This is a genomic window from Thalassobaculum sp., assembly GCF_040219615.1.
In the GTDB taxonomy this organism is placed as follows: Bacteria; Pseudomonadota; Alphaproteobacteria; order Thalassobaculales; family Thalassobaculaceae; genus Thalassobaculum_A.
The window spans coordinates 282,368-296,620 of record NZ_JAVJSE010000038.1 but is presented as its reverse complement, the minus strand read 5'-3'; the positions used below and the strand labels follow the sequence as shown (position 1 = coordinate 296,620).

Here is a 14,253-nt window from a genome sequence, read left to right as displayed (position 1 = left end):
TGCCGTCGGCGGCACTAGCGACAGGTGCCCGGTCCGGGCGATGGCGCTAAACTGACGGCCAGGGGGTACATCATGATGGCACGCTCTTCCAACATCCTCGAAGCTGGAATAGTCGACAGCCTGCGCCGCGCGGTCGGCCCGCCGCCGCCGGAAATCGAGTGCGCGGCGCGCGTGTCGGGGATCGACCGGCACCGGCTTCGGGCGGTATTGCAGCGCCACCGGCCGCGCTGACCGCCGCCGCATCCCGGAGCCGCCATGGTCGCGATCCTGCTGTCGATCGCCCCGATCTTCCTGCTGATCGTTCTCGGCCACGGGCTGCGGCGCGGCGGCATCCCGTCGGTCGAGTTCTGGAACCTGAACGACAAGCTGGTCTACTGGGTGCTGTTCCCGAGCCTGCTGTTCTTCAAGACCTCGACGATCACCCTGTCGGGCGACCTGATCGAGGGCTATGCGGTGGTGATCCTCGGCGGCTTCGCGGCGGCGGTCGGCTTCGCGCTGCTGTCGAGCGCGGTGTTCCGGCTGCCCGGGCCGACCGCGACCTCGGTGCTGCAGGGCGCGGCCCGGCACAACACCTTCATCGCGCTGGCCGCCGCCGAGCGGCTGTTCGGCGCCGAGGGGCTGGCGATGGCCGCGCTGGCGACCGCGCTGCTGATCCCGGTGACCAACATCGTCGTGGTCTCGCTGATGGTCGCCATGACCCGCGGCCCGGCCGCCGGCGGGATCGGGCTGGCCCGGGCGATCGCCCGCGACCTGGCGCGCAACCCGCTGCTGGTGTCGGTGTTCGCCGGCATCGCGGTGAACCTGTCCGGGGTCGGCACCATCCCGGTGCTGCACGACGTCGCCGAGATCCTCGGCCAGGCGGCGCTGCCGGTGGTGCTGCTGTGCGTCGGCGCCAACATCCGGGTGCGCGAGATGACTGCCTCGGTCGGCCCGGCGCTGCTGTCGATCGCCGGCAAGATGGTGGTGTTCCCGGCGGTGCTGGTCGCGCTGGCGCTGTGGATGGAGCTGTCGCCGATGGCGGCGGTGGTCGCCGGGCTGTTCGGCGCGGTGCCGACGGCGGCGTCCGGCTACACCCTGGCCCGGGCGATGGGTGGCGACGCCCCGCTGATGGCGACGATCATCACCGTCCAGACCGCAGTTGCGTTCGTCACCCTGCCGCTGACGGTGTGGCTGCTCAGTAGCCTCGCCGGATAGGCCGGGCCCCGCCGGATACCGGCCAAGGCGTGCGGCCGCAGGGCAATCGGGTGAAGCATAGGAGCGGCGGGTGGGTTCCGGAGCCGGGCGCTGTCGCGCTCCCTCCGGAATGACGAGAGTGGGAGCGAACCCGCCGACTGCAGTGACTTGCTCCGCCCTTTCCATCGTCATCCCGGAGAGTCCGCGTCAGCGGACGGCTCCGGGAGCCACGAAGCGACGGGCTGCCGACCTCGACACCGTTCACCCGATTGCCCTGCGTGCGGCCGTGAGTCCGCTTGATTCGAGCGACCCCGGCGTCTAGTTTCTCGCACCCGCGAAAGCGCCATGAATCGTGACGTGCGAGTCGTGACATGCCCGACGGCGACAGACCGGACAGCCGGTTCGCCTTTCAGAACCTGATCCTGACGCTCCAGACCTATTGGGCGAGCAAGGGCTGCGTGATCCTGCAGCCCTACGACATGGAGGTCGGGGCGGGCACCTTCCATCCGGCGACCACCCTGCGGTCGCTGGGGCCGGACGACATCTGGAAGGCCGCCTACGTTCAGCCGTCGCGCCGGCCGACCGACGGCCGCTACGGCGAGAACCCGAACCGGCTGCAGCACTACTACCAGTTCCAGGTGCTCATCAAGCCGTCGCCGATCGACAGCCAGGAGCTCTATCTCGGCTCGCTGCGCGCCCTCGGGCTGGACCCGATGGAGCACGACATCCGGTTCGTCGAGGACGACTGGGAGAGCCCGACGCTCGGCGCCTGGGGCCTCGGCTGGGAGGTCTGGTGCGACGGCATGGAGGTGTCGCAGTACACCTACTTCCAGCAGGTCGGCGGCATCGACTGCGCGCCGGTCAGCCTGGAGCTGACTTACGGCCTGGAACGGCTGGCCATGTACATCCAGGGCGTCGACGACATCTACGACCTGGACTGGGACGGGGTGCCGAAGGACCAGGGCGGCAAGATCTACGGCGACGTCTACAAGCAGGCCGAACTGGAGTTCTCGACCTTCAACTTCGAGTTCTCCGACACCGAGACCCTGTTCCGGCATTTCCAGGACGCCGAGCGGACCTGCCAGATGCTGCTGGCGGCCGACAAGCCGATGCCGCTGCCGGCCTACGACCAGTGCATGAAGGCCAGCCACAGCTTCAACCTGCTGGACGCCCGCGGCGTGATCAGCGTGACCGAGCGCCAGGCCTATATCGGCCGGGTGCGGGCGCTGGCCAAGGCGTGCTGCGAGAAGTGGGTGGAGACCAGCACGGCCTGGAAGGCCGACTGGGAACGGACGAAGCGGGAGCGCCGCAACAATGGCTGACCTGCTCGTCGAACTGTTCTCCGAGGAGATCCCGGCGCGCATGCAGGCGCGCGCCGCCGAGGACCTTAAGGGGCTGGTGACCGCCAAGCTGAAGGCCGGCGGCCTGGGTTTCGAGTCGGCCGAGGCCCACGTCACGCCGCGCCGCCTGGCGCTGGCGGTCGGCGGCCTGCCGGCCCGCCAGCCGGACCAGACGGAGGAGCGCAAGGGACCGAAGGTCGGCTCGCCGGGGAAGGCGGTGCAGGGGTTCCTGAACGCCGCCGGGCTGAATTCGGTGGAGCAGGCCGAGGTCCGCTCGACCGACAAGGGCGATTTCTACTTTGCAGTGCGTCATGTCGCCGGCTCGGCGCTCGAAACCTATCTGCCCTACCTGCTGTTCGAGGCGATCTCGGACATGCCGTGGCCGAAGTCGATGCGCTGGGGGCGCAACGACTTCCGCTGGGTGCGGCCGTTGCACGGAATTCTCGCGATCGTCGACGGCAAGCCGCTGGCTCTGGACTTCCAATTGATTCGCACGAAGGAGGAAGTCCACGCGCCGACGCCCGAGGGCACGATCCACGCGTCGAACACCACGCGCGGGCACCGCTTCCTGGCGCCGGACGCCTTCGCCGTGGAGTCCTTCGCCGACTACAAGGCGAAACTGAAGGACGCCTACGTGATCCTCGACCGCGATGAGCGCAAGCGGGTCATCGCCGACGGCGTCGCCGCGCTGGCGAAGCAGGCCGGGCTGGTGTTCAAGGGCGACCCGGGCCTGCTGGAGGAGGTGTGCGGCCTCGTGGAGTGGCCGGTGCCGATGCTGGGCCGCATCGACGACCAGTTCATGGGCGTGCCGAAGGAGGTGCTGGTCACCTCGATGCGCAGCCACCAGAAGTATTTCGCACTGGAGACCCCGGACGGTGCGCTGGCCGACCGGTTCGCGGTGGTCGCCAACATGGCGAGCGAGCCGAAGCGCGACGCCACCATCGTGGCCGGCAACGAGAAGGTGCTGCGGGCCCGCCTGTCGGACGCCAAGTTCTTCTGGGACCAGGACCGGCGCACCCCGCTGGCGGACCGCCGCGAGGCCCTGCGCGACGTCAAGTTCTACGAGCGCCTGGGCAGCATGGCCGACAAGGTCCAGCGCTTCGCCCAGCTGGCGGTCGAGATCGCCCGCCGGATCGGCGCCGACGGCGACCAGGTGCGGCGCGCGGCGACGCTGTGCAAGGCGGACCTGACCACCGGCATGGTCGGCGAGTTCCCGGAGCTGCAGGGCGTCATGGGCCGCTACTACGCCCTGGATGCCGGCGAGGACGCCGCGGTGGCGGAGGCGATCGCCGAGCACTACTCGCCGCTCGGCCCGTCCGACCGCTGCCCGACCGCGCCGGTCTCGGTGGCGGTGTCGCTGGCCGACAAGATCGACACGCTGGTCGGGTTCTTCGCGATCGACGAGAAGCCGACCGGGTCCAAGGATCCGTTCGCGCTGCGCCGGGCCGCCCTCGGCGTGATCCGCCTGATCATCGAGAACGACCTGCGGCTGCCGCTGGTGGAGCTGTTCGAGTCGGCGCTCGGCCGGCTGCCCGCCGAGGTCGCCGCGAGTGCCGGCAAGCTGTCGGTGGCGGCGGACCTGCTGGCGTTCTTCGCCGACCGCCTGAAGGTGCATCTGCGCGAGCAGGGCGTGCGGCACGACCTGATCGCCGCGGTGTTCGAGCTGGACCGCTCGACCGGGGGCGGCGAGGACGATCTGGTCCGGCTGCTGGCCCGGGTCCATGCGCTGGCCGACTTCCTCGGCACCGAGGACGGCGCCAACCTGCTGACCGGATTCCGGCGCGCCTCCAACATCCTGCGGGCCGAGGAGAAGAAGGACGGGGTGTCGCACGTGGCGGAACCCGAGGCGCACCGCTTGGTTCAGCCCGAGGAGTCGGCGCTCAACGCCGCCCTGGAGGCGGTCGAGCCGGAGATCGAGTCGGCGCTGAAGGTCGAGGACTTCGCCCGCGCGATGGCGGCGCTGGCGACCCTGCGCGCACCGATCGACGCGTTCTTCGAGAAGGTCACGGTGAACGCCGATGACGCGGACCTGCGGGTCAACCGCCTGCGGCTGCTGGCCCGGGTGCGCGGTGAGATGGGCCGGGTGGCGGACTTCGCCCGGGTCGAAGGCTGAGTGTTTCGGTCGCGTGGCGACCGGAAAGGAGTGAGGCGATGACCAAGTGGGTATACGGCTTCGGCGGCGGGTCGGCGGACGGCCGCGCCGACATGAAGAACCTGCTGGGCGGCAAAGGTGCCAACCTGGCCGAGATGAGCTCGATCGGCCTGCCGGTCCCGCCGGGCTTCACCGTCACCACCGAGGTCTGCACCCACTACTACGCCAACGGCCGCAAGTATCCGGACGAGCTGACGGCGCAGGTCGAGGCCGCCCTGCGGTCGGTCGAGGCCGAGGTCGGCATGGCGTTCGGCGATGCCGAGAACCCGCTGCTGGTGTCGGTCCGCTCCGGCGCCCGCGCCTCGATGCCGGGCATGATGGACACGGTGCTGAACCTCGGCCTGAACGACACCACGGTCGTGGGCCTGATCAAGCGGTCCGGCGACCGGCGCTTCGCCTATGACAGCTACCGCCGCTTCATCCAGATGTATTCCGACGTGGTGCTGGGGGTCGACCACTACCACTTCGAGGAGCTGATGGAGCTGGCGAAGCAGGAGAAGGGGGTCGAGCTCGACACCGACCTCGACGCCGACGACCTCGCCGCGCTGACCGCCCAGTACAAGGACAAGGTCCGCGAGGAGACCGGCACGCCGTTCCCCGAGGATCCGCGCGACCAGCTGTGGGGCGCGGTCGGGGCGGTATTCGGTTCCTGGATGAACCAGCGCGCCATCGTGTATCGCAAGCTGAACTCGATCCCGGAGAGCTGGGGCACCGCGGTCAACGTGCAGGCCATGGTGTTCGGCAACATGGGCAGCGACTGCGCCACCGGCGTCGCCTTCACCCGCGACCCGTCGACCGGCGAGAACGTGTTCTACGGCGAGTTCCTGGTGAACGCCCAGGGCGAGGACGTGGTCGCCGGCATCCGCACGCCGCAGCAGCTCACCGTCGCCTCCAAGCGCGCCCAGGGCTCGGACCTGCCGGCCATGGAGGAGGTCATGCCGGAGGTGTTCGGCCAGCTCTGCGACGTCCGCGAGAAGCTGGAGCGGCACTACCGCGACATGCAGGACATCGAGTTCACGGTCCAGCAGCAGAAGCTCTATATGCTGCAGACCCGCAACGGGAAGCGCACCGTGCACGCCGCCCTGAAGATCGCCGTCGACATGGCCTCCGAGGGGCTGATCGGCGAGGACGAGGCGGTCAGCCGGATCGAGCCGCGCGGCCTCGACCAGCTGCTGCACCCGACCCTCGACCCGAAGGCCGAGCGCAAGGTCGTCGCCAAGGGCCTGCCGGCGTCGCCGGGCGCGGCCTCGGGCAAGGTGGTGTTCTCGGCCGACGCCGCCGAGGCCGAGGCCCGCAAGGGCGAGCGGGTGATCCTGGTGCGGGTCGAGACCAGCCCCGAGGACATCCACGGCATGCACGCCGCCGAGGGCATCCTGACCACCCGCGGCGGCATGACCAGCCACGCGGCGGTGGTCGCCCGCGGCATGGGCCGGCCCTGCGTGTCGGGTGCCGGGCAGATCCGGGTCGACTACGCCAACGGCACGTTCTTCGTCGGCGCGACCACCGTGAAGGTCGGCGACCGCATCACCATCGACGGCGGCACCGGCGAGGTGATGCTGGGCGAGGTGCCGACCGTGCAGCCGGAGCTGTCCGGCAACTTTGCGACCATCATGACCTGGGCCGACAAGGTCCGGCGCATGCGGGTGCGCACCAACGCCGAGACCCCGGCCGACGCCCAGGCGGCGCGCGAGTTCGGGGCCGAGGGCATCGGCCTGTGCCGGACCGAGCACATGTTCTTCGAGGGCGACCGCATCGTCGCCATGCGCGAGATGATCGTCGCCTCCGACGAGAAGGGCCGGCGGGCGGCGCTGGCCAAGCTGCTGCCCTATCAGCGCCAGGACTTCGTCGAGCTGTTCCGGATCATGGCCGGGCTGCCGGTGACCATCCGCCTGCTGGATCCGCCGCTGCACGAGTTCCTGCCGCACACCGACGACGAGATGAAGCAGGTGGCCGATGCCGCCGGGATCTCGGTCGAGACCGTGCGGCGGCGTGCGCTCGAGCTGAAGGAGTCGAACCCGATGCTCGGCCACCGCGGCTGCCGGCTGGCCGTCACCTTCCCGGAGATCTGCGAGATGCAGGCGCGGGCGATCTTCGAGGCGGTGGCCGAGGTCGCCAAGACCGGCGGCGACGCGCCGGTGCCGGAGGTGATGATCCCGCTGGCAGCGACCGACAAGGAGATCGCGCTGCTGAAGGCGATCATCGACCGGGTCGCCGGCGAGGTGAAGGCGTCCAGCGACGTCGACCTGGAGTACATGGTCGGCACCATGATCGAGCTGCCGCGGGCCGCCCTGCAGGCCGGCAAGATCGCCGGCGTCGCCGAGTTCTTCAGCTTCGGCACCAACGACCTGACCCAGACCACCTTCGGGCTGTCGCGCGACGACGCCGGCTCGTTCCTCGGCGAGTATGTCGACAAGGGCATCGTCGACACCGACCCGTTCGTCAGCCTCGACCAGGAGGGTGTCGGCGAGCTGGTCCGCATCGCCGTCGAGCGCGGCCGGGCGGCCCGCCCGGGCCTGAAGCTCGGGATCTGCGGCGAGCACGGCGGCGACCCGGCCTCGATCGGGTTCTGCGAGAGCGTCGGCCTGGACTACGTCAGCTGCTCGCCGTTCCGGGTGCCGATCGCCCGCCTGGCGGCGGCCCAGGCCACCATCGCCGAGCAGGCCCAGCGGGCGGCGGCGGAGTAGGGGCGGCCGCGCCGCCCGTCGCTTCGTGGTTCCCGGATCGGCCGCGAATAGGCGTCCGTCCGGGATGACGTCGTCTGAGGGGTGGGCGCCCGTCAAACCGTGCCCAGGTCCGGATAGAGGTCCCGCCAGTCCGGGTTGATCCGTGCTAGATGCGAAACGGCCACCCTCTCCTTGACGTCATCCCGGACCGGTCCGCCGGAGGTGGAGCGGAGCCGGGACCCACGGAGCGGCTCGTGGGTCCCGGATCGGCCGCGCAGATGCGCCTCCGTCCGGGATGACGTCTGGAGAGTGGAGGGCCGGAGCGATGCCCCGCGCGCTCCCCCTCACTCCGCCGCCGTCACCGTGCCGGCGTCCGGCAGGAAGCCGCCGGCCTGGCGGCTCCACATGTCGGCGTACAGGCCGCCGCGCCGCAGCAGTTCGCCGTGGCTGCCCTGCTCGACGATCCGGCCGCGGTCCATGATCACCAGCCGGTCCATGGCCGCGATGGTCGACAGCCGGTGGGCGATGGCGATCACGGTCTTGCCGGCCATCAGGTTGAACAGCTGCTCCTGGATCGCCGCCTCGACCTCGCTGTCGAGCGCCGAGGTCGCCTCGTCCAGGATCAGGATCGGCGCGTTCTTCAGCAGAACCCGCGCGATCGCCACCCGCTGGCGCTGACCGCCCGACAGCTTCACCCCGCGCTCGCCGACATGGGCGTCGTAGCCGCGCCGGCCGTTGCGGTCCTCGAGCCCGAGGATGAAGTCGTGGGCGTGGGCCTGGCGGGCCGCCTCGACCACCTGCTCCATCGTCGCCTCGGGATGCCCGTAGCGGATGTTGTCGGCGACCGAGCGGTGCAGCAGCGAGGTGTCCTGGGTCACCATGCCGATGGCGTGGCGCAGGCTTTCCTGGGTCACCCCGGCCACGTCCTGGCCGTCGATCGTGATGCGGCCGCCCGACAGGTCATGGAACCGCAGCAGCAGCTGCACCAGCGTCGACTTGCCGGCACCGGAGCGTCCGACCAGCCCGACCTTCTCGCCGGCGGCGACGGTCAGCGACAGGTCCTCGATCACCGCTGCCGCCTGGCCGTAGCGGAAGTCGATGCGCTCGTAGCGCACCTCGCCCCGCGCGACCCGCAGGCGGCGCGCGTCCGGCCGGTCGACCACCGCATGCGGCCGCGAGATCGTGCCGATGCCCTCCTGCACCACGCCGATGTTCTCGGCGATGCCGGTGGCGACGTTCATGATCCAGTGCGACATCATCGAGATCCGCATGGCGAGCCCCAGGCTGGCCGCGACCGCGCCGACGCTGAGCTGCTGCTCGGACCACAGCCACAGCGCCATGCCGCCGACCGAGACGATCAGGAAGGAATGCAGGGCGCCGACCACGATGTTGATCGCGCTCAGCGACCGCAGCAGGTCGGCGGTCTTGCGGTTCTGCTCGTCGATGCCGGCCCGGGCGTAGTCGTCCTCGCGGTTGGCGTGGCTGAACAGCTTCACCGTCAGGATGTTGGTGTAGCTGTCCACCACCCGGCCGGTCAGCCGCGAGTACGCCTCCGAGGAGATTGTCGAGCGCTGCTTGATCTCCGGCACCCAGCGCCGCAGGGCGGCCGCGTACAGCACGACCCACAGCAGCAGTGGCATCGCCAGCCGCCAGTCGTTGTCGGCCAGGATCGCCAGCGCGCTGACCACGAACACCGAGACGTACCAGACCGCGTTGATGAACTCGGCGACTGCCCGGCGCAGGCCGAGCGAGGTCTGCAGCACCTTGTTGGCGATCCGGCCGGCGAAGTCGTCCTGGAAGAATCCCATGGACTGCCGCAGGACGTAGCGGTGGGTCTGCCAGCGCACCAGGTTGGTGAAGGACGGCACGATTCCTTGGTTCATCACCAGGATGTGGATCGCGTCCACACCGGGCGTCAGCACGGTCACCAGCACGGTGACGCCGATCAGCAGCCAGAGATTCTCGGCGAAGAAGCTGCGCGCGTCGGCCGCCGTCTCGATCCGGTCGATCAGCACGCCCACATAGGCGTACAGCGCGGCACCCAGCACCGCGACCAGGGCGGCGGTCACCAGGGTGACGGCGAACAGACCCCAGGCCTGCACCAGGTAGTGCCGGAAGAACGCGCCGAGTTGGTTCGGGGGCTGGTCCAGCCGGTCCGAACCGAAGGGGTCTATGTATCGCTCGATCCAGCGGATCATCGCTTCGCTCCACGCACGCAGGAAGACGGGAAGTGCCCTTGCGGGGCATCGCCGGTCGCGTGCTCGGGCGAAGCGGTCAGGCGGGGATCAGGTCCCGCGATCCGCGTCGCATGTCAGGCGCCGGCGCCTCAGGCCATTCGGCCGAGAAACGGAATCCGGACGTAAGACATCGTGGATCCTTTCGGTTGTCGCCGGCGCGGCGGGGCCACATCCGGCGGGACGATCCTTCTGGCACAACCCATGCGGGCCGTCGACTCGAACCGCGACCGGATGACGCACATCGGCGCGGGGTGTGGCGGAAATGCCGCAGTGGGGTGTGGGGGCGCCCGTCGTGGTGTGGGTCCCGGATCTGTCTCGCCCATGGCGATCCAGTCCGGGATGACGACAGAGGAGGGAAGCGGTAGCGCACCTCTCCACCCCGCCGTCATCCCGGGCAAGCGGAGCGCGACCCGGGACCCACCCGCCGCTCCGGCCCTCGAAGGTGGTTATTCCGGCGGCACGAACGCCGCGAACGCGTCCTTCCAGTCCGGGTGCCAGCGTGACAGCGGCGGGCGGTTCTCGGTGATGTCCCCCGCACCCCACAGGATGCGGGCGCGGTCCATCTCCGGCGTCACCTCGTTGTCCGGGCAGACGATGTAGAAGTCGCCGGCGCGCAGCGACGCCTCCATGCGCTCGACCACCTGGTCGGGCAGCCAGGCGCCCGGCGCGTGCGGGCGGTCGCCGGTGGTGGTCCAGCCCGGCACCAGCAGATGCGCGCTGACCCGGCAGCCCTCGGTGTTGCGCAGCTCGTGCTGCAGCGCCTCGGTGTAGGTCTTCACCGCCGACTTGGTGACGTTGTAGGCGGCGTTGCCGGGCGGGTTGGTGATGCCCTGCTTGGAGCCGCAGTTGATCACCAAGGCCGGCTCGCCTTGCTCGATCATCCGCGGCACGAAGGCGTTCACGCCGTGCAGGACGCCCCAGAAGTTGACCGCCAGGGCCTGTCGCCAGTCCTCGGGTCTGGCCCATACGCCGCCGCCGGTGCGGGTGACCGCGTTGTTCATCAGCACGCCGACCGGGCCGAGCCGGTCCTCGACGGTGGCGGCGGCGGCATCCATCTCGGCGGCGTTCGACACGTCGGCGGCGATCGCCACGGCCTGGGCCCCGTGCGCGGTCGTCCGCTCGGCGACCCGGTCCAGCGCCGGCTTCAGTGCCTCGTCGGAGACGTCGACCAGGCAGACCGGCATGCCGAGCTCGGCGAACCGCAGGCAGGCAGCGAGGCCGATGCCGCTGGCCGCCCCGGTGACCACGGCGGCGCGGCGGGAGTCGAGGACGGGGTGGCTCATGATGCGATCTCCAGGCTCGCGTGGATCCCGGGCCCGATGGTCGGCGGCCCGGCCTGCCCGGTCAACCGGCGGCGGCCAGCATCCGTTCCGCGTTGCCGCCGGCCACCTGGCCGCGCTCGGCGGCCGACAGCCGGGCCTCGCGCACCGCGTCCAGGCAGCGGGCGTCGTCGAACACCGGGCTGTCGCTGCCGAACAGCACCCGGTCCGCGCCGTAGACCTCGGCGGCCAGCGCGATCGCCCGCGGGCCGAGCGACGCGGCGTCGACATAGAGCGGCCGCAGGCTGCGGGACGGGACCGGCGCGTCCGGATGGCGCAGCGCGTAGACGTGGTCCATGCGCTCGATCACGAAGGGCAGGGTGCCGCCGAGGTTGGCGACCTGGACCGGCACCGAGGGGTAGGGCGCCAGGAAGTCGGTGAGCGCCAGGGTCACCATCACCTCGGTCATGCGGTTCTGGATATCCACGGTGACCCGGCGGTGCACGATGCTGTCGGAGTGCGGGGCCGGGGCGTCGACGGCCCCGGCGGCCGCATCCGGCAGCGGCCCGGGGTGGACGAACACGAGGCCGCCGATCCCGGCCGCCAGGTCGAACAGCGGGCGCATCCGCTCGGCGGCGGCGACGCAGACGAAGGCGTCGCCCGGCAGGATCATGCCGCTGAGGCCGAGGCCGCGGGCCCGGCGATACTCCTCGGCGGCGGCGCCCGGGTCGGCGAGCGGCAGGGCGGCGATACCCGAGAACCGGTCGGGATGCCGGCGAACCAGGTCGGCGACCCCGTCGTTGAAGGCGCGGACCAGCGGCAGGGCCTGGTCTGCCGGCCGCGAGTCGATGCCGAACAGGCCCGGCAGCGAAAGGACCTCGCGGTCGACCCCGAGCGCCTCCATGCGCGCCAGCCGGGCGTCGAGGTCGTCATAGGCGCGGCCGTAGGGCATGCGGGTGCGGTAGATGCCGAAGCTCTCGCCGCCGCCCGGCTCGGCGCGGATGTCCGGCGCCTCGGCGCGGGCGCGCAGGGCTGCCACGATCTTCTCGGGCAGGAAATGGGCGTGGGCGTCGATGACGGGCGGCATGGGAGCGGTCTCCGGGCGGGAACGAAAAGGGGTCGCCGAAGCGACCCCTTTCCGGCTTCCAGCGGTGGTCGGCCGGTCAGGCGGCCTGCGCCTTCTTCAGTGCGGCGAGGGCGTCGTCGAGGGCCTTGCCCATCTTGTCGAACATCTCGTCGATCTGGCTGTTGTTGATGATCAACGGCGGGGTGAAGGCGATGGTGTCGCCGATCGAGCGCACGATCAGGCCGTGCTCGGCCGCCGCCTTGTAGGCCAGCGCGCCGGCGCCGGCCTTCGGGTCGAACGGTGCCTTGGTGGCCTTGTCGGCGACGATCTCGAGCGCACCCATCAGGCCGCGGCCACGGGTCTCGCCGACCAGCGGATGGTCGCCGAGCGCGTGCAGCCGCTCCAGGAAGCGCGGCGCCACGGTCCGGACATGGCCGACGATGTCGCGCTCCTCGTAGATCTTCAGGGTCTCGAGCGCGACCGCGGCACAGACCGGGTGCGCCGAGTAGGTGTAGCCGTGGCCGAGCACGCCGAGGTCGGCGCTGCCCTGGGCGATCGGCTGGTAGACCTCGTCGGTCATCAGCACCGCCGAGATCGGCAGGTAGCTGGACGACAGCGCCTTGGCGCAGCTCAGGATGTCGGGCTGGATGCCGACGGTCTGGGAGCCCCAGAAGTTGCCGGTGCGCCCGAAGCCGCAGATCACCTCGTCGGCGACCATCAGCACGTCGTACTTCTTCAGGACCGCCTGGATCTTCTCGAAATAGGTCTTCGGCGGCACGATCACGCCGCCGGCACCCTGGATCGGCTCGGCGATGAACGCCGCGACCGTCTCCGGGCCTTCCTCGAGGATCATCTTCTCCAGGTCGTCGGCCATCCGGGTGGCGAACTGCTCCTCGCTCTCGCCGGCCTGGCCGAAGCGGTAGTAGTGCGGGTTCGAGGTGTGCTTGAAGCCCGGCAGCGGCAGGTCGAAGCCCGGGTGGTTGACCGGGGTGCCGGTCAGGCTGGCCGACGCCACGGTGACGCCGTGATAGCCCTTGATCCGGCTGATGAACTTCTTCTTGGCATGACGGCCGCGGGCGTTGTTGTAGTACCAGACCAGCTTGACCACGGTGTCGTTGGCCTCGGAGCCCGAGGAGCAGAAGAACACCTTCGACATCGGCACCGGCGCCAGCTTGACCAGCTTCTCGGCCAGGTCGATCCCCGGCAGGTGCGCCTTGTGGGCGAAGGTGTGGTAGTAGGGCAGCTTCTCCATCTGGGCGGTCGCGGCCTTCACCAGGCGCTTCTCGTTGAAGCCGAGGGAGGCGCACCAGAGGCCGGCCATCGCCTCGATATAGGCCTTGCCCGAGTCGTCGTAGACGTACACGCCCTCGCCGCGCTCGATGATCATCGGGCCATGCTCTTCATGGGCCTTGGCGTTGGTGTAGGGATGCAGGAAATAGGCGACGTCGCGCGCCGCCGGCGAGTTCGGCTGGAAGCTCATGGTGTTCTCCCGAGACGGGGTACGATGTGACTTGTCGACGACCTTATCACGCCGATTGCCGTGCGAAAGGGGGCGTGATCGCGTGACGCGGGACATTGCTGACAGGTTCAGGCCGCTATGGGCGCTGGCCGACGCCGAAATCCGTCGGGTGCGCACGGTCGTCGGGTCGCACCCGGTGTTCCGCCTGTATCTGGAGTCCGGGCTGGCGGCCGCGGCGGACGGGGACCGGAGCCGCTCGGTCCTGATCGGCGGCGCCGGGGCCGGCGTCGTGCTGGCGATCGAGTTCGACGACGTGACGGTCCGCACCGTGATCGGCCGGCTGGACGACGACGAGCTGGCGGGCGCCTGCGCCGTCCGTCGGCGGACCGAACTGCATGTGGAGCCGGACCTGCGGGCCACCGTGCTCCGGCTGTGCGGCGGCGGGGTGCTGGCCGACCAGACCATCCGCTACTACCGCCGGCCGGTCGGCGCCGAGCCGCCGGCCGATCCGCGCTGCCGGCGGCTGGCGGCCGACGACTATGCGATGGCCGCCGCCTTCTTCCGGGCCCACCATCCGGCCACGATCTTCTCGCGCTGGATGCTGGACGAGACCCTGGTCGGGCTGTTCGAGGCAGGCGAGCTGGTCGCCTGCGGCGGCGTGGTGGTGCGCCATGCCGGGCTTTCGACCGCCAACCTCGGCAATTTCGTGACGGTCCCGGCGCGCCGCGGCCAGGGCCTCGCCCGCGTCGTCATGGGGACGGTGCTGTCGTCGCTGGCGGCCGACGGCATCGGCCTCGCCGTGCTCGGCGCCACCGCCGGGAACGTCGCGGCCTGCCGCAGCTACGAGGCGGTCGGGTTCGCGCCGCTCGACGAGCGCGCCGAGCTGGTGGTCGGGCCGTCGTAG

General features: G+C 70.5%; 9 protein-coding genes. 5 read left to right on the top strand and 4 right to left on the bottom strand.

Annotated features, from left to right (window positions below; translation table 11 throughout):
- The first annotated feature begins 255 nt into the window (after window positions 1–255).
- The 4 genes from RIC31_RS20210 to ppdK all read left to right on the top strand — a co-directional run bounded on the left by RIC31_RS20210 (window position 256) and on the right by ppdK (window position 7,349).
- Complete coding sequence (locus tag RIC31_RS20210) at window positions 256–1,194, top strand: AEC family transporter (protein WP_350111942.1); 939 nt, start codon at window positions 256–258, stop codon at window positions 1,192–1,194.
- A gap of 350 nt (window positions 1,195–1,544) precedes the next feature.
- Window positions 1,545–2,495 (top strand): glycine--tRNA ligase subunit alpha, encoded by a 951-nt coding sequence (locus RIC31_RS20205; RefSeq protein ID WP_350111940.1) that lies wholly within the window; start codon window positions 1,545–1,547, stop codon window positions 2,493–2,495.
- Window positions 2,488–4,626 (top strand): glycine--tRNA ligase subunit beta, encoded by a 2,139-nt coding sequence (gene glyS, locus RIC31_RS20200; RefSeq protein ID WP_350111938.1) that lies wholly within the window; start codon window positions 2,488–2,490, stop codon window positions 4,624–4,626. Before RIC31_RS20205 ends, glyS begins: the two co-directional genes overlap by 8 nt.
- 38 nt (window positions 4,627–4,664) lie before the next feature.
- Window positions 4,665–7,349: a pyruvate, phosphate dikinase gene (gene ppdK, locus RIC31_RS20195; protein WP_350111936.1), complete on the top strand. Its 2,685-nt coding sequence runs from the start codon at window positions 4,665–4,667 to the stop codon at window positions 7,347–7,349.
- 323 nt (window positions 7,350–7,672) lie between these two features.
- On the opposite strand, the gene RIC31_RS20190 is transcribed toward ppdK, so the two are convergent.
- From RIC31_RS20190 to RIC31_RS20175, 4 genes are all read right to left on the bottom strand, one after another.
- Window positions 7,673–9,526, bottom strand: a complete 1,854-nt coding sequence (locus tag RIC31_RS20190) for an ABC transporter ATP-binding protein (RefSeq protein WP_350111934.1) — start codon at window positions 9,524–9,526, stop codon at window positions 7,673–7,675.
- Window positions 9,527–10,011: 485 nt separating this feature from the next.
- Window positions 10,012–10,848, bottom strand: a complete 837-nt coding sequence (locus RIC31_RS20185; RefSeq protein ID WP_350111932.1) for an SDR family NAD(P)-dependent oxidoreductase — start codon at window positions 10,846–10,848, stop codon at window positions 10,012–10,014.
- A 61-nt stretch (window positions 10,849–10,909) separates the two neighbouring features.
- A complete protein-coding gene (locus RIC31_RS20180; protein ID WP_350111930.1) occupies window positions 10,910–11,911 on the bottom strand; it encodes an amidohydrolase family protein in 1,002 nt (333 codons plus the stop codon).
- A gap of 76 nt (window positions 11,912–11,987) precedes the next feature.
- The gene (locus RIC31_RS20175; RefSeq protein ID WP_350111928.1) at window positions 11,988–13,370 is read right to left on the bottom strand and encodes an aspartate aminotransferase family protein; all 1,383 of its coding nucleotides are present in this window, start codon (window positions 13,368–13,370) and stop codon (window positions 11,988–11,990) included.
- Window positions 13,371–13,518: 148 nt separating this feature from the next.
- Between RIC31_RS20175 and RIC31_RS20170 the strand changes: the two genes are divergently transcribed.
- Window positions 13,519–14,253, top strand: a complete 735-nt coding sequence (locus RIC31_RS20170) for a GNAT family N-acetyltransferase (RefSeq protein ID WP_350111926.1) — start codon at window positions 13,519–13,521, stop codon at window positions 14,251–14,253.

What these genes read in the sequence shown, in the direction of transcription:
- RIC31_RS20210 (WP_350111942.1), top strand. Translation starts at nt 256, where the DNA reads ATGGTCGCGATCCTGCTGTCGATCGCCCCGATCTTCCTGCTGATCGTT.
- RIC31_RS20205 (WP_350111940.1), top strand. Translation starts at nt 1,545, where the DNA reads ATGCCCGACGGCGACAGACCGGACAGCCGGTTCGCCTTTCAGAACCTG.
- glyS (WP_350111938.1), top strand. Translation starts at nt 2,488, where the DNA reads ATGGCTGACCTGCTCGTCGAACTGTTCTCCGAGGAGATCCCGGCGCGC.
- ppdK (WP_350111936.1), top strand. Translation starts at nt 4,665, where the DNA reads ATGACCAAGTGGGTATACGGCTTCGGCGGCGGGTCGGCGGACGGCCGC.
- RIC31_RS20190 (WP_350111934.1), bottom strand. Translation starts at nt 9,526, where the DNA reads ATGATCCGCTGGATCGAGCGATACATAGACCCCTTCGGTTCGGACCGG.
- RIC31_RS20185 (WP_350111932.1), bottom strand. Translation starts at nt 10,848, where the DNA reads ATGAGCCACCCCGTCCTCGACTCCCGCCGCGCCGCCGTGGTCACCGGG.
- RIC31_RS20180 (WP_350111930.1), bottom strand. Translation starts at nt 11,911, where the DNA reads ATGCCGCCCGTCATCGACGCCCACGCCCATTTCCTGCCCGAGAAGATC.
- RIC31_RS20175 (WP_350111928.1), bottom strand. Translation starts at nt 13,370, where the DNA reads ATGAGCTTCCAGCCGAACTCGCCGGCGGCGCGCGACGTCGCCTATTTC.